We start from the raw sequence: 17,533 nt of genomic DNA, 5'->3' as shown, positions 1-17,533 counted from the left end.
AAAGCAAATTGCACAATGCGCAAAACTCAAGATAACGCCGCCTGGCGTATTTTCTTCCGGGTGGTGGAACGCGGCAGCCTGACCCTGGCGGCCGACGACCTGCACCTGGAGCCCTCCTCCGTCAGCCGCCAGCTCACCGCCCTGGAGCATCGGCTCAATACCCAATTGCTCAATCGCAGTACCCGTAAAGTTAGCCTGACGCCGGCCGGAACCCGGGCTTACGAACACATGCGGCCGTTGCTCGAAGCAATGGACGCCCTGCTTGGCAGCCTCGACCAGAGTGCGACCGAGCTTTCCGGCCGCCTGCGGGTCAGCGCCCCGGTTGCCCTGGGGGAGCATCACGTGAGTGCCTGGCTCGCCGACTTCCAGGGCCAGCATCCACAGCTGACCCTGGACCTGGTGCTTTCCGACCGGGTCCTGGACCTGATGGCAGAAGGCATCGACGTGGCCTTGCGCATCGGCCACCTGCCCGCCTCCTCCCTGGTGGCACGTCCCCTGGGGCAACTGTCCCACGGTGTGTATGCCAGCCCAGGCTACCTGCAAAGCCATGGCACCCCGCTCCAGCCTGCGGACCTCCCGGCCCACCGGGCACTGGTTTACTCGTGGATGACCGAACACAACCCGACGCAGCTCACATTCAAGCACCAGGCAGAAGTGGCGAAGGTCGAACTCGATGCGCGTTTCTTTCTCAACAACCTCGGCGCCATTCACCGCGCCCTGCTTGCCGGCGCCGGGCTGCACGCAGGCCCGGACTGGTTGCTGGGCCCATCGGCCAGGCGCGGCGAACTGGTGCGCCTGCTACCCCAATGGCAGTTGCCGACGCTGCCGGTGAACCTGGTGCGCCTGCACAATCGCTTCGTTCCGCAGCGGATCAGTGCCCTGTGCGATTGGTTGGACCACTGCTGGCAGCAACTGCCGGATGTCCACTGATCGCCTGCACCCTCGGGCTCAGCGCCGATGGGCCAGGGACCGCACCAGGCGATCGCCAACCGACTGTACGCATTGGACCAGCACGACCAGCACCACCACGGTGGCGAACATCACCTGGTTGTTGAAACGCTGGTAGCCATAACGAATAGCCAAGTCCCCCAGGCCGCCGCCACCGATGACCCCAGCCATGGAGGAAAAGCCGATCAGCAGCACCAGGGTCAGGGTCAGCCCCGCCAGGAGGGTCGGCAGCGCCTCGGGCAACAAGGCCTTGAAGATCACATGGCCGATGTGTCCTCCCATCGCCAGCACCGACTCCACCCGGCCCTTGTCCACTTCCTCCAGGGCGTTCTCGACGATCCGGGCAAAGAACGGAAACGCCCCGATGGTGATGGGCACCACGGCAGCCGTACTGCCCAGGGTGGTGCCCACCACCATCCGCGTCAGGGGAATCAGGGCGATCAGCAGCACCACGAAAGGCAAGGAGCGTCCCAGGTTGACCAGGGTGCCCAGCAGGCGATTGAGCCGCACCATTGGCAACAATCCTTGCGGACGGCTGACGAATAGCAGCACCCCCAGTGGCAAGCCGATCAACGCGGTGAACAGCGCCGCCAGCAGCACCATGTACAGGGTTTCGCCCGTGGCCGTCAGCAGCAGCTGCGCCAGCTCTTGCCAATCGAGGCCGCGGTTCACAGGCGCTCACTCCGAATGCCCCGCTGAACCAATGCGCTCAACAGGTGATTGAAGCGACTGGCGTCGGAACCTGCGGCACCGACCCGCAGGCGCCCTATCCGCCGGCCGGCCACGGACTCGACACCCGCTGCCAGGACCCGAAGCGGCACGGCCTGCTGGCCACTGAGCTGCTCGAGCAAGGGCGCGGCGCGCTGGTCGTCGAAAAAGGTCAGTTCGGCCTGGAGCTGATCGCCGGTAACCGGCAGGTTGTAACCTGGTAATAGCGCCCGCCCAAGCACGGACTGCGGGTCCGCCAGCAGCGACCCGATCGGCCCGCACTCCACCAGCCGTCCCTGGTCCAGCGAAGCAGCATGGGTGCAGATCGAGCGCACCACGTCCAGCTCATGGGTAATCAGCACGATGGTCAACCCTAGCTCTCGGTTGATTCGAGCCAGCAGCTGCAGGATCGAGGTGGTGGTTTCCGGGTCCAGGGCGCTGGTGGCTTCGTCCGACAGCAGATAACGCGGGCCAACGGCCAGGGCCCGGGCAATGCCCACGCGCTGTTTCTGCCCCCCGGACAGCTGCGAGGGAAAAGCCTGGGCCTTGTCTTCCAGGCCCACCAGTTCGAGCAGTTCCAGCACCCGGTTGCGGCGCTGCTCGCGGGCCAGGCCGGCGATTTCCAACGGCACCGCGACATTGTCCAGCACCGTGCGCGAATGCAGCAGGTTGAAACCCTGGAAGATCATGCCGATCCCTTGGCGCTGGCGACGCAGCTCAGCCCCGGACAAGCGCCCCAGGTCTCGTCCATCGACCAGCACCCGTCCACTGCTGGGACGCTCCAGCAGGTTCAGGCAGCGCAGCAGGGTCGACTTGCCCGCGCCACTGCGCCCCAGGATGCCGTAGATCGAACCCTCGGGAATGCTCAGCGAGACCTGCTGCAACGCTGGCGCCTGGCCTTCGCCGTACACCTTGCTGACCTGTTCGACCTGGATCATGGCTGCGGCTCCGTGACCGGGATGACCGAGCCGGAATAGGTCTGGGCAATGAACCTGGCCACGTCGGGCGAATTGAGATCCTTGGCCAAGCGGCGAATGCGCGGATCATCCTGGAGCCCGGGGGTGGTCACCAGGATGTTGGCGTAGGGGTTGTGTTCGGCCTTCTCCAACCCCAGGGCATCCTTGGCCGGCACCAGCCCGGCCTCCAGGGCGTAGTTGCCGTTGATCACCGCCAAGTCCACATCCTCGAGGGCCCTGGGGATCTGTGGCGACTCCACTTCCAGGATCTTCAGTTGCCGGGGGTTCTCGGCGATGTCCCTGGGCGTGGCCTGATCGCGCGCCGGATCATTGAAACCCGGCTTGAGACGGATCAATCGATAGTCCTGCAACAGGTACAAGGCACGGCTGAGATTGGTGACGTTGTTAGGCACCGCCACCGTGCCGCCCAGGGGGACCTGCTCGAGCCCCGGGTGGCGGTGTGAATAGATCCCCAGGGGTTCGATATGCACGCTGGCGGCCACCGCGAACGGCTGCCCCAGGGCTTGTTCCTGGGACTTGAGGTATGGCAGGTGCTGGAAGTAGTTGGCGTCCACGTCACCGTGGGCCAGCAACTCATTGGAGTTCACACCGTTGGGGATCTCGATGACCTTCAGCTCCAGCTGCGGATCGAGCTTTTGCACATAAGCCAGGATCTGGGCGTGCGGCACCGGGTCGGCGGCCACCCGCAGCGGCTGGGCAACGGCGGTCGCCAGCAGCGACCCCGAACTGGCCAACAGGGCCAGGGCGAGCAGGTTCTTCTTCAGCATTGGCTAGGTCCTTGTGATCAACGGATTGGCTCAGGCACCCAGCGCGTCGGGCACCAGCACATCGGCATAGAAGCGTCGGGCCACATCAGGATGGGAACGCAAGCGCCCCTTGAGGTAGTTCCAACCGACATCGCGGAACAACGGGTTATCAGGATCGCTGGCAGGCCCGCGGGCCTCGCGCTGCAGGGTTTCGGGCAACGGGTACAACGGCACTCGGGCATCCAGCCGGGCTCCCAGGAAAAACGCGATGGACAGGCGCTCGCGATCCGCTGGCGGCGATAGCACCCTATGCACCGTGGCCCGCAGGTAGCCGTGGGTGGCCAACTCCAGAAGCTCCCCGATGTTGACCACCAGTGTGCCCTCCCGGGGTGGCGCATCGATCCAGCGCCCTTCTTGTACTTCCACTTGCAGGCCATCCTGATGGTCCTGCAGCAGGAAACTCAGGAATCCGGAATCCTTGTGGGCCCCAACGCCCTGGTTGCCCTGTCCCGGAGCCTGGCCCGGGTAGCGAATCAGCTTGATGTGTTCGTTGGGGCTTTCACCGTACAGCCCATCGAAAGCCTGTTCCGGCAGCGCCAAGGCCTGGGCGAATGCCCTGAGCAAGCGCAGGGACATGCTGGTCATCGCCTGCTGCCACTCCAACAGCAATGGCTTGAGTTGCGGTAGCTGTCGCGGCCATTGATTGGGCCCTTGCAGGCGAGCCCAGGGCGGACTTTGCGGGTCCCGGGCCAGGACCTGGCGCTCGGCGCCGAGATCGAACTGCTCACGCAGGTCCGGCCGGCCACGGGTGATTTCCGAGGCGGCACGGGTGTAGCCACGAAAGTGCGGCGAGTGGATCATGTCCACCGCTGCTTTATCGGCCTCGGACAAGGCGAAGAAGGCCCGGGCCTGCTCCTGTACCTGGCTCAGCAGGCGGCTGTCGATGCCATGCCCGGTGAGGTAGAAAAAACCAACGTCCCGCGCGGCCTGGCGCAAGTCATCGAGAAAGGCCTGGCGGCGCTCCCGGGGAGCATCCAGCTGGGCCAGGTCCAGGACAGGCAAGGCGGTGATATCGAGCGAAGGCGGCATGTTCCACTCCCCTGTGAATGACCACGTCCGAAGGCACCGCCTCAGAGCTTGGCGATGGAGACCTCGGTGGACTTGACGAAGGCGATGACCTCACTGCCGACCTTGAGCTCCAGGTCCAGCACCGATCGGGTGGTGATCACTGAGGTGACAATGCCCGAGGCGGTCTGTACGTCGATTTCCGAGACCACCTGGCCCTGGTGGATCTCCTTGATCACACCCTTGAACTGATTGCGTACGTTGATCGCTTGAATGGTCATGCTGGAACTTCCCTTGTTGAGAGCGGACTCAGGACTTGAGCGGCTGGTGCTAAACATGCACCTTCGGCAAAAGCCTTCAAAGGAATAAATAATTAGTATTTTATTCTTTTTGGAAATATAAAATGCCAGGCTGGATTTCTCGGCCTTCCCTGCCAGGGCCCCGGAATGCCGTCTTGACCATTGCCAATCGCTTTGCTTTTCTGTGGCCCTCGCCCACCCGCTTGCCAACGACACCAGGAGGTAGCCATGCGCAAATTGCCGCTCGCAGATAGACAAGTCCCGGTCATTGGCCAGGGCACCTGGCGCATGGGCGAGGATCGCGGACGACGCCAACAGGAAATCGCCGCGCTACGCATGGGTATCGACCTGGGGATGACCCTCATCGATACCGCCGAAATGTATGGCGAAGGTGGCGCCGAAGAAGTCGTCGGCCAGGCCATCAGCGGCCGACGCGATGAAGTATTCCTGGTCAGCAAGGCCTACCCGCACAACGCCAGCGCCAAGGGCCTGCCCCTGGCCTGCGAGCGCAGCCTGAAACGCCTGGGTTGCGAGGTCATCGACCTGTATCTGCTGCATTGGCGCGGCCAGCATCCTCTGGCCGAGACCGTCGAGGCCTTCGAGCGCCTGCGCCAGGACGGCAAGATTCGCCGTTGGGGGGTCTCCAACTTCGATGTGATGGACCTGGATGAGCTCGGCACACCGGCCTGCGCCAGCAACCAGGTGCTGTACAACCTGGAGTCCCGGGGGATCGAGTTCGACTTGTTGCCCATCTGCCAGCAGTTACGGATGCCGATCATGGCTTACTGTCCGATCGGCCAGGGCGGCGCCCTGCTCGCCGAGCCGGCCCTGCAGCAAGTGGCCCAGCGGCACGGGGTGACGACGGCCCAGGTGGCCCTGGCCTGGCTGCTGCGCCAGGAAGGCGTACTGGTCATCCCCAAGGCCGTGCATCCCGAGCATGTCCGACTCAACGCCCAGGCCTGCGAGCTACAGTTGCAGGCAGAGGACTTGCAAACCCTGGACCTGGCCTTCCCCGCCCCCCGACGCAAGCAGCACCTGGAAATGGTCTGACCTCCTACCGGCCCTGGCCAGGGGGTATTGCAGACACTCTGGCCAGCGACACACATGAGCCGTAGCTGTCACTTTTAACAAAACTACTTTGTACCCGACAATTTGAGAATTGTCTGATCCCTGTCTGGCATACCCCCCATTTACAGTGGCGGGCATGAGATTAAAAAGCTATCTGCATCAGATCAATCCACTATTTTCCTCCCCTGAAGCAGTTCGCAGGCTGCTACGTATCGTTGCGCTGGTTTTCCTGATCGGGCTGCTGGGCGCGGTCTACAACTTCATGCGCTCCACCCTCAACAACGAGCTTTCTCAGCGACGCAGCTACATGAGTAGCGCCATTGCCGAGGCCCAGACCTTCTTCACCTCCCGCGAGGCCTTGCTGGAAAGCCTGAGCCTGTCGGCCGTGCACAAGCCTCAGGCAGCCACCGGTTTCGACTCCACCGAAGAAGTCCACCTGAAGCTGGGATCACCAGAAGAAGACCATTGGGGCGTATGGCTCACCCGGCGCATGCGCGACTACCTCAAGAGCAAACAGTTGACGCTGCTCTACGTCCACCCTGGACAAAAACCCGAAGTGCAGTACCTGTTCAACCCGCGCCCCGAAACCTCTCATCTACCGCTGTCGCTACTCGCCAGGCTGACCGCCTTGAAGCCTGGGCAGACACCCCCGGGTGAAGAGGTATGGTTGATGGACCAGACCTCGATCTCTGCCAACCTGTACATCTTCACCCGCCTGGACGAACGCTTCGCCGACTCTGGTTGGTTGGGTCTGGAAATGGACGGCGCCAGCGTTTCTGATGCCCTCAGGAACCGCAGTGCAGGCGAGTTCATGATGTTCAACTCCCTGGGCGGCGTGCTTCTGGGCAGCTCCTCAAGCGCGCCACTGGCCGAGGCCATACGGCAGGTCAAGGGCGATAGTTTCTTCGGCGTCCTGAGTGGCGACTGGTGGTCTGAACACTTGGTGATGCGCAAGCAGCTAGGTTCCTCGGGTTGGCAACTGGTCTATTTCTTCGAGCTGCGAACCCTGCTCGAGAACCTGCTGCCGCAACTGATCGCTGCCGTGCTCATCAGCCTGTTCGGCATGGCACTGATCTGGCTGCTGACCCACTGGATAGAGATACGCGTGCTCGCCCCAGCCATGCACCGGATCCAGGCCCTTATCGAAAGCGAGGCATTCAGCCGCGACGTGATCCAGATTGCCCCGGTAGCCCTTTGTGTCCTGCGCCGCAGCGATGGCCGGCTGGTACTGGAAAACACCCTGTCCCAACAGTGGCTGGGCAACAGCAGCGAACGCGAGCAATTGTGTCCCGGCTGGATCGAGCAAGCCTTCGATCCAGGACGCGCAAACAGCACCGACTACTTTGAAACCGCAGACGGGCGCCACCTCTATCTCAGCTCGGCGCCCACCCGCTACAAGGGCGAAGACGTGTTGTTCTGTGCTTTCAGCGATATCAGTGCGCGCAAGCAAATCGAGGCGACCCTGGAGGAAGCCCGGCGCCTGGCCGACATCGCCAACGAAGCCAAGACCTTGTTCCTGGCGACCATGAGCCATGAGATCCGTACGCCCCTGTACGGAGTCCTCGGCACCCTGGAGCTGCTTTCCCGCACCCCGCTGGACAACCAGCAAAAGGATTACCTGCGGGCCATCGAGGGCTCTTCCGGGACCCTGTTGCAGTTGATCTGCGACGTGCTCGATGTCTCCAAGATCGAAGCCGGACAATTGGCCCTGGAGCTCAGCGAATTCAACGCCCTGGACCTGGTGCACGAGATCGTCCAGGGCTACGCAGCCGCTGCCCAGGCCAAGGGCCTGCAACTCTATGCGTGCATCGATCCACAGTTGCCGGAGTTGCTGGTCGGCGATGTCACGCGGATTCGCCAGATCCTCAGCAATTTGCTGAACAACGCGGTGAAGTTCACCGACTCCGGACGTATCGTCCTGCGCGTTCGGGTCAACCGCCACGAAGACGAGCACGACAGCATCGTCTGGCAGGTTTCCGACACTGGCCGTGGTATCGCCCAGGGCGACCAGGCGTTGATCTTCCAGCCGTTCTACCAGTCCGAGGGCAATACCAACGTCATCGCCGGTACCGGACTGGGGCTTTCGATCTGCCAACGCCTGACCCAGCTGATGAATGGCAACATCCGTACGGTCAGCGAGTTGGGGTTGGGCAGTAGCTTCACCTTGACCCTACCGCTGGAAACTCCCACCACGCCACCCCGCCCCCCGACTATCGGCGCCTTGCTGCCACAGATCATCTATGTCGTGTCGCCAGTACGCGAGCTGGCCGAATCGGTGGCCGGGTGGTTGCGACGCTGGGGCGCTCGGGCCCAGCCTTGCTCGCCCAACGTGGTCGGCATCAATCGCGACACGCTGCTCATCGAATTGCACCCGGGCCCGTTGGAGCGCCGGCTGGAGCCCGACTGGCCAGGCCCACTGGTGCTTGCCAGTGGCGACGGCCATCAGGAGACCCGGAGCCAGGATGGTATCTGGCAAGTCAACTGCAACAATCTGCGCGCCCTCCACCAGGCGGTCGGCCAGGCCCAGGGCCTATGGTCGAAACCGGGCCAGGAACACCCCGACAGCCGCGAACTCAAGCCGCTTCACCTGCATGTGCTGGTAGCCGAGGACAACCTGATCAATCAACTGATCCTCAAGGACCAACTGGAAGAACTCGGTTGCAGCGTAGAGTTGGCACGCAACGGTGAAGAGGCCCTCGCCATCTGGAAAAGCGGCCACTTCGACCTGGTCCTGACCGATGTGAACATGCCCAAGATCAATGGCTATGAACTGGCCAGGGAACTACGCCGGCGGGACGCTGCGATTCCGATCATCGGCGCCACCGCCAACGCCATGCGCGGTGAAGAGGAGAAGTGCGCCGAAGCCGGGATGAACCACTGCCTGGTCAAGCCCTTCGCCCTGAGGGCCTTGTTCAACTATTTGTCGATTTATGCACGAACCGCCCGTGACGCCCCGGGCCTCGCCGACCAGAACCCAACATGACCGACTCCGCCTTCGACTGCGTTCCTGGCCCTGGATAAACCCTCCGGCAGCCACGTCCGAACCTGGCGCCGAATGACCTGCCGCCATCCTGGGTGACGCCACAAGGATGCAGGGCCGGTGGCTCAATGTCCTTTCGCCCTTTACCTGTAGCGCTAAATGCCTTGTTGAAATTGAAGCCGCGATACCTGAGCCCACAAACCTGTTTGGTGAATGAGTGATGAATGACAGCGCAGCCCTCTTGAAAAGCCCGGCTCGCAAGCCATTGTGCGTGTACCCCGTGCTGCTGGCGCCACTGAGCCTGGCACTGCTGCTGGGGACCATGTACTGGACAGTGGCTCGGTCGATCGATGAGCAATCCGGCAACATCAGGTTTCATTTCACCCGGCTGATGGAACACATTCAGGAGCAGGAACTGTTTCTCAGGCGAGTAGCCGCTTATGACCCGATCGACTTGTCGGGCAGAAATACCGGCGACTTGCATGAGCTCAGCCATTTACTGGCGCAATCCCGGGACTGCGAAAACTGGAACATCCCACGCTCGCCGACAACGTCTCTCGCCCTCGATCCGGCGCTGCGCCAGATACCTCGTATCTTCGCCCTCGGCTTGCAGCTCTCGAGCCTCTACCAGGCCTTCTGGTCCTCATCACGCAACCAGACACCGCGAGCCTTTATGTTCAACTCGTGCGGTAACCTCGATATCGCCGCCTTGGCCACACAAAATGACCGCAACGGCTCTGGACACGTGGCCTCGCTGGCGATGCTGGAGTTGGGCCAGGCAACCCTGGAGAAGGGGTGGCCTGCGAGCCACCAGGTTCGCTGGCGACAATACCCCGGTTCCCAGGCGCTGGGTTTGCGCCCAGGCATGCTGGCCTACATCAATTTGCATATGGGCTCCGCTCAGCGCCCTTTCTCTGCAAATCAAGGCGAGACACGAGTCGCCTCGTTGTTGGAGCTCGATGACATCCAGAACGTCGAACGCCTCAAGGATTCGACAGCCTACGACGCACTCACCCTGGTCGATCCCGCGGGTAACATCCTGGTCGGCTCTCGAGAACCGACCGAGTCCCTGCACGAAGGCCTGAACGTTGGCTGGCAAGGCATGACCCTGAAGCTCACCAGTCACACCCCCGCTCTCTGGACCGGCTTCTACAACATCAGCTACCGGGAGCTCTACAGCCAAGCGTTGTGGGCCCTGGCCAGCCTGCTTGGCCTGATGGCCGGAGCCGTGGCCTGTGGCTGGAGTGCCAGTCGCTGGTATCGCGCCTGGGAACAGGCACCTCACCCCCTGGCGCAACAGAGCGTTGCTGAAAGTGAAGCCTTCAACCGCACGGTCATCGAAACCTCGCCCACGGGCCTGTGCGTGCTGGGTCGGGAAGACTTCAAGGTCCTGCTGGAAAATCCCCTGGCCCGGCAGGAAGCCATTACCAGTGACCTGCTGGCACTGCTGGAGCAGGACCCACAGTGCATCGACGGCACGGAATCGTGCCTGATGATCGAAGGGCGGTACCTGCAAGTCAGGTTCGCCGCCACACGCTACCAGGACCAGGAGGCGGTGCTCTGCGTTTTCAATGACATCACCTGGCAAATCAAAAGTGCCCAGGCCCTTGAGCAAGCAAGGAGCTCGGCGGATGCCGCCAATCAAGCCAAGGCCCTGTTCGTGGCCACCATGAGCCATGAGATCCGTACGCCCTTGTACGGCGTGCTCGGGACCCTGGAGCTGTTCGGCCTGACAGCGCTGGACCCACGCCAGGCCGACTACCTGCAAACCATCCAGCGTTCCTCGGGTGACCTGCTGCAATTGATCAGCAACGTCCTGGACCTCTCCAGGATCGAATCAGGGCAGATGAAGATAGAACCGGTGGAGTTCTGTCCCCTGGATCTGTTGGAGGACCTCCTGCGCACCCATGCAGCCCTCGCCGAACATCACGGGATACTGCTTTATGGATGCATCGACCCTGGCCTGCCCGCGCTGCTGCAGGGCGACGCCGAACGGATCCGCCAGATTCTCGGCAACCTGCTGGACAATGCACTGAAGTTCACCGACAGCGGCCGGGTGGTGCTGCGGGCCAGGGTATTGGAACTGGACGAGCAGCAAGCCAGCATCGAATGGCAAGTCACCGATACCGGCATCGGCATCTCGACGGAGCAACAGAAGCATCTATTCGATCCGTTCTATCAAGTGCGCGACACCTCGACACAGGCTGGGGCCGGCCTGGGCCTGGCGATCTCCCGCCACCTCTGCGCCCTGATGGAGGGACACATGCAGGTAACCAGCGAACCCGGCCTGGGCAGCAGTTTTTCCATGCGCCTGCAGCTACCGCGCCTGGCAGGCGCCTTACCCGGCCTCCAGTCATTCCCCGATGGGCCGCCCGTGTATGTCCGGGCACCGATACCCGAGTTGCTCAAGAACACCTGCGAATGGCTCGAGCGCCTGGGCATCCAAGCCTCTGCGGTGCCTACTGATTGGGACGAACAACCGCAGCACCCGTTGCTCATCGACATGCTGCCCCGGGACACCCTGGTCTCGTGGCCCGGCCTGTGCATCAATGCCGTCGGTAACGCGAGCCCGGGCGAGCCAAGGACAGTCGATGCCCACGATATTCGTGCCATTGCCCAAGCGGCCTCGCGTTCCCGGCAAGGCCTGCCCCTGCCCAGCGCCCCCCGCCAGCCTGAAGCCCTACGGCTGTTGAACCTGCATGTACTGGTAGCCGAAGACAACCCGGTCAACCAGGCGATCATCCTGGAGCAGCTACACACCCTGGGCTGCCAAGTCACCCAGGCGAGCAATGGCGCACAGGCGCTGGAACATTGGCAACCGCAATTGTTCGACCTGGTGCTGACCGACGTGAACATGCCCGTGATGAACGGCTATGAACTCGCCCGACAGTTGCGCGGCCAAGACCTGCAACTGCCCATCATCGGTATCACCGCCAACACCTTGCGTGAAGAAGGCCAGCGCTGCCTGGCGGCGGGCATGAACAGCTGGCTGGTCAAGCCCATCGACCTGCAAGGCTTGTACGAGCAGCTCACGCGACTCTGCCCAGTGGGCGCCGAAAAGCCTTCTCACCCCGCCAGCCCGGCACCTTCGCAGACTGCCAGCCCTCCTGAGGAACTCCTCTGCAGCACGACGCTAGCCACTGGTGAACACATTCAGATTTCACAGCGCATGCGCCCGTTGTTTCTCCAGACCATGGACCAGGACCTGCGACAGCTGGATCGGGCGCTGCATCAAGGTGACCTGCAGGCCGCCGCCGAACGCCTGCACAGCATTGCCGGGGGCCTGGGTGCGGTTCGGGCCAGCACCTTGTCCAGGGCCTGTGCCGAAATGGAATGTCGCCTGCTGGAATCCCCATCGAACCCACAACTGGTGGTACAGACCAGGCAACTGATGCGACAGCTATCCGAACTGCTGTCGCTGCTTGCATGACGACCCGCGGTATGCAGGTCGTTTCTCGACCTGTCATTCTTATTCTCTAACGTGTCTATTACACGAGTGCATTTCTCATGGAAAAGCTCAAAGTCATCATTGCTGACGATCACCCTATCGTGCTGCTCGGAGTCCGTGAGCTGATGGAGCGCGACGAGCGTTTCGAAATCGTGGGTGAAGCCGTGTGCTCCAGGGACTTGGTCCAGTTGCTGGAAACCCGACATGTAGACCTGATCATCACCGACTACAACATGCCTGGAAGCTCGCCCTACGGCGACGGCCTGAAGCTGGTGGAATACATCAAGCGCAACTTTCCGCACCCGCAGATCTTGATCCTGACCGTGATTTCCAACTCGTTGATCCTGGCCCGTCTACATGAGCTAGGAGTGGTGGGCGTGATCCAGAAGAACCAACTGCATGAGGAAATCCAGCTCGCCCTGAGGGCCATCGCCCAGAAAAGCGCCCACCGGAGCCACACCTCCCTCATCCGCTCGGTACCAGAATCGAATGTGGCGATCGATGAACGTATCTCTACCCTCTCACCCAAGGAATTCGAGATACTGCGGCTGTTCGTCTCCGGCAAAAGTGTCAGCGACATTGCTCGTACCCAGAATCGCAGCTCGAAGACCATCAGTGCGCAGAAGATATCCGCCATGCGCAAGCTGGACGTGCAAAGTGACCTGGACTTGCTGACCTATTGCATTGGTCGCAACCTCTTCAACTGACCCCTGTCTCTGAAAGGAATCAACCAGCATGAGCTCTACAATGCCCATCACCAGCGACCTGCTGGAACTGCAACGCCTGCAAGGCACCTGGGAGCAGGTCGAAATGGAGGACAGCGGCATACTCAATCCTCCTGACGAGCACAGCGCTCCAGGCGCCCAGACCCGGATCGAGGGCCAGAACTTTCGCGTGGTGACGGTAGACGGCCAGCTGTTGCTGGCTGGCAGCTTCACGCTCGACAGCAGCACCGATCCCAAGTCCATTACCTGGGTCGATTCGATCGGAGCCGATGCCGGGCAACCGCTGCCGGCCAGCTATCAGTTGACCGACGATGAGTTCGTGTTCATTGCCGCCGACACTGGCCAGCCACGCCCGACGCGGTTCCAGACTGGCCCCGGCCAGACCCTGCGTCGTTTTGTCAGGGCTCGCCAGGGCCATTGATACTTGCCGCGAAGCCTGGTGCCAGGCAGTACCGCGCCCATAGGGTTCAACACAACGCCGCCGGCCGGCCATGGGCTGTCCTGCGGCGTTGTCTATGGCGCGATGGCCCACCAGCGCGGCAGCAACCGCCGCACCCTGGGCTCGTTGAAACGATCGTCGATGAGCATCAGCACCCCACTATCGGCCTGGCTGCGAATCACCCGGCCAGCCGCCTGCACCACCTTCTGCAAGCCGGGGTACAGGTACGTGTAGTCATAACCGCAGCCGAACAGTTCGCCCATGCGCTGCTTCATCTGTTCGTTCAATACATTGAGTTGCGGCAGGCCCAGGGTGGCGACAAAGGCACCGATGAGCCTCGAGCCCGGGAGGTCTATGCCTTCACCGAAGGCGCCACCGAGCACCGCAAAACCGATGCCCTGGCCCTCGACCTGGAACTTGCGCAGAAAATCCTCGCGGGCGGCTTCATCCATGCCTCGTGCCTGCAGCCACAAAGGAATGTGTGGATGTTCCCGGGCCAGTAATTCAGCCACCTGTTGCAGGTAATCGAAGCTGCTGAAGAACGCCAGGTAGTTTCCCGGACGTGCCGCGAACTGGCGGGCCATCAGCTCGACAATCGGCCCCAGGGACTGTTGGCGGTGGGCATAGCGCGTGGAGATCCGCTTGACGATATGGACTTCCAACTGCGTGGCCGCGAACGGCGACTCGACATCCACCCACACGCTATCCTCGGGCAGCCCCAGCAGGTCCTGGTAGTAATGCCTTGGATTGAGGGTCGCGGAAAACAGCACCACGCTGCGGGCGGCCTCCATCCGTGGGCGCAGTAGCGCGGCCGGCACCACATTGCGCAGGCTCAGGCATGACAGGCTGCGCCGGGCACTCAAGGTGCGCTTGCTGACATCGAAGATGAATGGCTGCTCATCGAACAACTCCGCCACCCGGGCGAACTGCAACAGCTCGAAGTACCAGCCCTGCAACCCACTTTCCACCCCCTGGGGGTGCTCGGCGAAGTAGTCGCCCAAGGCGGCGATGCACAATCCCAAGGCCTTGAGCCAGGCAGCGGGGATGCCTTGGTAGACCTGGTAAGGCACGAGCTGCTCCTTGTGCAGCGCGTTCCACTCCCGGTTCAACCGTTGCAGGGATGACTTCAACGCTTGTGGGGCGCTCTTGCGCACTTGGGCCAGTTGTTGCTGGTCGAGACTGGCGCTGTACATGCCGCGTCCTCGCTCTACCAGGTTGTGGGCCTCGTCCACCAGTACCGCCAGGCGCTCTTGAGCGGCCTGGGCCAGCCCGAACAACAGGGCGCTGGAGTCAAAGTAGTAGTTGTAGTCAGCCACCACCAGGTCACTCCAGCGCGCCATCTCCTGGCTCAGGTAGTAAGGGCAGACCTGGTGCTCCAGCGCCACTTGGCGCAGGGCCTGGCGATCGAGCAGCGGCACCTGGACCGCCGCCTGGCGGGCAGCGGGCAAGCGCTGGTAGAAGCCCTTGGCCAGGGGGCAGGATTCGCCATGGCAAGCCTTGTCCAGGTATTCACAGGCCTTGTCCCGGGCCACCAGCTCCAAAACTCGCAAGGGCAATCCGGGCTGCTGGGCGAACAGCATTCGCGCACCCTCCAGTGCCAACTGCCGCCCCGGGGTCTTGGCCGTGAGGAACAACAGTTTGTCCAGCCGTTGCGGGGCCATGGCCTTGAGCATGGGAAACAGCGTGCCCAGGGTCTTGCCGATACCGGTGGGAGCCTGGGCCAGCAGGCAACGGCCGGTACTGACCGCCTTGTACACCGACTCGGCCAGGTGCCGCTGGCCGGGGCGAAACTGCCCGTGGGGGAACCGCAGCTCGGCGGTCCCCTGGTCGCGCAGTGCCCGATGTTGCAGTTCCTGTTGCGCCCAACTGAGGAATATTGCGCATTGCTGGTTGAAGAACGCCTGCAACTGCTCGGCACTGTGCTCTTGCACAAAAGCCGTTTCCTCCTCGCTCTGGATATCGAAATACACCAGCGACACCCGGATCGCCGGCAGTTGCAGGCTCTGGCAGAGCAACCAGGCATAGACCCGGGCCTGGGCCCAGTGCAGTTGCCGGTGATTGTCGGGCATGCGCGCCAGGTCGCCGCGGTAGGTCTTGATCTCCTCCAGCAGGTTCTGCTGCGGGTCGTAGCCATCTGCCCGGCCCTTGACCAGCAGCTCGCCATAGCGGCCTTCCACGGGCACTTCGCTTTGGTAATCGGGGCTGCGCCGGGCAGCCACGGTACGGTGCCCGAGCATGCCCTCCTGGGCGCTGGGCGATGGCGTGAAGCGCAGGTCAAGATCACCGCTCTTGGCACTGAACTCGCAAAGCGCCCGCACCGCAACGCGGTAGCTCAAAGACTAGGCTCCCGCCATTGCACGTAGCACACGGCCACCGGCATCCCATGCTCCTGGCAGAAGTCCAGCCAGCGCAATTGGTTGTCCTGCAGGCGATCCCCCGGGCCCTTGACCTCGATCATGCGGTAGGTCCTGTCCTCGGGCCAGAACTGGATCAGGTCCGGCATGCCCGCACGATTGGCCTTGATATCCAGCAACAGGCGCTCGAACCAATGCTTGAGGTGCGCAGCCGGCAGGCAGTCCAGGGCCTGCTCCAGCAGTTCCTCACTCAAGGCGCCCCAGAACACGAAGGGCGATTGCAAGCCCCATTTGCTCGCGAAGCGCTGGCGAATGCTGTCGCGGTAACGACCGTCGTCCAGCTCATCCAGGCAGGCCTGGAACAGCTCGCTGCGGCGCTCGTGGAAGTCCTCGCTCAAGAGATCCACCGGCCCACGCTGGAACGGGTGGAAAAAGGCCCCAGGCAACGGCGCGAAGATCGCCGGCCAGCACAGCAGCCCGAACAGAGAGTTGATCAGGCTGTTCTCCACGTAATGCACCGGTGCATGGGCCTGCTGCAGGTGCGCCTGGACCACCTGCTCCACCGCCAGGCTTTCATCCTCGCGGGGCAGGCACAGGTCCAATCGCGTTACCTCTGGCCTGCTGGGCCGGGCGACCACCGGCCCTCCCAGCTTGCGCCGCAGCCTGGGCAGCACGCGAGCGAGCTGCTGGGCCTCGGCGGCACTGTGCGGCGCGGCCCAGGCCTGCTCGGCCAGCGCCAGGGCCGCGGAGTATTCGTCGCTACGCTCCAGCACCCGGATCAGGCGCAAGCGCGCTCCGGGATAGGTGCACTGCTGGTAGATCTGATGGGCCAGGGGCCAGTGTGCCAGGCGCTCGCAATGCTGGCCCAGCAGGAACAGCAACTTGCTGCGGCGCTTGTGCAGCCAGGGGTTGGCACTCTCGAAGGCAACCACCAGTGCCAGTACCTCGGGCAATGGATGTCCGGCCTCGAATGCCTCCTGGCAGCGGTGCAGGTAGATGAAGCCGTCCACATCGTCGCGGCTGCGCAAGCCGCGAGCCTGGGCATCGATCTCGACCTTTTCGTAGCTGTAGATCCCCAGGTCCGCCAGCACGAATTCCGACCAATCCTGGTAGAGATTGCCGAAGAACATCAGGCGCAGGCGATCACACAGGGTCATGATCGTCAGGCTGAACAGGCGGTCCCCAAGTCCGGGGCACCATTGGGCAAATGCCCGGGGTTGCGGGTACAACGCCTGCAAGATTTCCCGCCACTGATCCTTGCGTGCCTTGGCCGGCAACGCCTGGGCACTGAAGCACTGCTGGAGCTCGGCCTTTTGCAACAGGCCGAACAATTCGTCTACCGCCAGCGGCGCCTGCTCATCGACCCAGCCCAGCTCCAGCAATGGCGCCAGGGCCCGGGCGCTGTCGCCGATCTCCGGGTAGGCTAGCCTGCTCAAGCGAAAGTGGTGCCCCTTGCGCATCACCATGCGGACCAGCAATGCCTGGGAGGGCTGTTCGAGCACGGAGAAGTCGGCGATGAAGCGTTGCTCCTCGGCGCTCAAGACATCGGCATAGCGCTGGTCCAGCCAGCTCAGCACCTGCTGGAAGTTGTGCAGGTAATACAGGGGGTTCTCGAGAGGGTTGGAAGTCACAGGAAAAAGGCGCCACGGCGGGATGGATACTGGTTATGCGTACAGATAACAGCGAGCGCCCCAGCCTGGCAAATAGTATTGGATAAATGGTGGAGAGAAGATTTTTATGGGCAACCAGCGAACTTTCGTCGTCTTCACGACACCA

Annotated in this window: 13 protein-coding genes; 6 read left to right on the top strand and 7 right to left on the bottom strand. The window is 62.6% G+C overall.

Translation table 11 applies throughout. The annotated features are described in order from the left end of the window. Window positions 1-15 precede the first annotated feature (15 nt). Window positions 16-930, top strand: a complete 915-nt coding sequence (locus C4K39_RS14665; protein WP_124346782.1) for a LysR family transcriptional regulator — start codon at window positions 16-18, stop codon at window positions 928-930. A gap of 18 nt (window positions 931-948) precedes the next feature. Here C4K39_RS14665 and C4K39_RS14660 read toward each other — a convergent pair whose 3' ends face one another. From C4K39_RS14660 to C4K39_RS14640, 5 genes are read right to left on the bottom strand one after another with little or no spacing between them, the layout of a single operon-like run. Beyond that, on the bottom strand, window positions 949-1,620 hold the full coding sequence (locus C4K39_RS14660; RefSeq protein WP_124346781.1) for a methionine ABC transporter permease: 672 nt from the start codon (window positions 1,618-1,620) through the stop codon (window positions 949-951). After that, window positions 1,617-2,594 carry a methionine ABC transporter ATP-binding protein gene (locus C4K39_RS14655; RefSeq protein WP_068587331.1) on the bottom strand — a complete coding sequence of 326 codons (978 nt, stop codon included), beginning with the start codon at window positions 2,592-2,594 and terminating at the stop codon, window positions 1,617-1,619. The genes C4K39_RS14660 and C4K39_RS14655 overlap by 4 nt, the downstream gene beginning before the upstream one ends. Next, a complete protein-coding gene (locus C4K39_RS14650; protein ID WP_124346780.1) occupies window positions 2,591-3,400 on the bottom strand; it encodes a MetQ/NlpA family ABC transporter substrate-binding protein in 810 nt (269 codons plus the stop codon). Before C4K39_RS14650 ends, C4K39_RS14655 begins: the two co-directional genes overlap by 4 nt. A 30-nt stretch (window positions 3,401-3,430) precedes the next feature. Then, window positions 3,431-4,468 (bottom strand): isopenicillin N synthase family dioxygenase, encoded by a 1,038-nt coding sequence (locus C4K39_RS14645; protein WP_068587326.1) that lies wholly within the window; start codon window positions 4,466-4,468, stop codon window positions 3,431-3,433. A gap of 41 nt (window positions 4,469-4,509) precedes the next feature. Next, complete coding sequence (locus tag C4K39_RS14640) at window positions 4,510-4,725, bottom strand: TOBE domain-containing protein (protein WP_068587324.1); 216 nt, start codon at window positions 4,723-4,725, stop codon at window positions 4,510-4,512. Between the two features lie 246 nt (window positions 4,726-4,971). Here C4K39_RS14640 and C4K39_RS14635 point away from each other — a divergent pair, with 246 nt between their 5' ends. The 5 genes from C4K39_RS14635 (at window position 4,972) to C4K39_RS14615 (ending at window position 13,385) form a co-directional block, all read left to right on the top strand. Continuing rightward, on the top strand, window positions 4,972-5,793 hold the full coding sequence (locus tag C4K39_RS14635) for an aldo/keto reductase (RefSeq protein WP_068587321.1): 822 nt from the start codon (window positions 4,972-4,974) through the stop codon (window positions 5,791-5,793). 154 nt (window positions 5,794-5,947) lie between these two features. Continuing rightward, window positions 5,948-8,794 (top strand): ATP-binding protein, encoded by a 2,847-nt coding sequence (locus tag C4K39_RS14630; protein ID WP_124346779.1) that lies wholly within the window; start codon window positions 5,948-5,950, stop codon window positions 8,792-8,794. Between the two features lie 217 nt (window positions 8,795-9,011). After that, window positions 9,012-12,221, top strand: a complete 3,210-nt coding sequence (locus tag C4K39_RS14625; RefSeq protein WP_124346778.1) for a hybrid sensor histidine kinase/response regulator — start codon at window positions 9,012-9,014, stop codon at window positions 12,219-12,221. 77 nt (window positions 12,222-12,298) lie between these two features. Then, complete coding sequence (locus C4K39_RS14620; protein ID WP_068587315.1) at window positions 12,299-12,946, top strand: response regulator; 648 nt, start codon at window positions 12,299-12,301, stop codon at window positions 12,944-12,946. A gap of 28 nt (window positions 12,947-12,974) precedes the next feature. Beyond that, window positions 12,975-13,385, top strand: coding sequence for a TIGR03067 domain-containing protein (locus C4K39_RS14615; RefSeq protein WP_068587312.1), 411 nt, complete (start codon window positions 12,975-12,977; stop codon window positions 13,383-13,385). 92 nt (window positions 13,386-13,477) lie between these two features. Here C4K39_RS14615 and C4K39_RS14610 read toward each other — a convergent pair whose 3' ends face one another. After that, the gene (locus C4K39_RS14610; protein WP_124346777.1) at window positions 13,478-15,739 is read right to left on the bottom strand and encodes an ATP-dependent DNA helicase; all 2,262 of its coding nucleotides are present in this window, start codon (window positions 15,737-15,739) and stop codon (window positions 13,478-13,480) included. Beyond that, window positions 15,736-17,388 carry a VRR-NUC domain-containing protein gene (locus C4K39_RS14605; RefSeq protein WP_068587311.1) on the bottom strand — a complete coding sequence of 551 codons (1,653 nt, stop codon included), beginning with the start codon at window positions 17,386-17,388 and terminating at the stop codon, window positions 15,736-15,738. The genes C4K39_RS14610 and C4K39_RS14605 overlap by 4 nt, the downstream gene beginning before the upstream one ends. Window positions 17,389-17,533: the final 145 nt, after the last annotated feature.

Origin of the sequence: Pseudomonas sessilinigenes (assembly GCF_003850565.1) — a bacterium.
In the GTDB taxonomy this organism is placed as follows: Bacteria; Pseudomonadota; Gammaproteobacteria; order Pseudomonadales; family Pseudomonadaceae; genus Aquipseudomonas; species Aquipseudomonas sessilinigenes.
The sequence above is the reverse complement of the archived record's forward strand: the minus strand, read 5'-3'. Positions and strand labels throughout refer to the sequence as shown.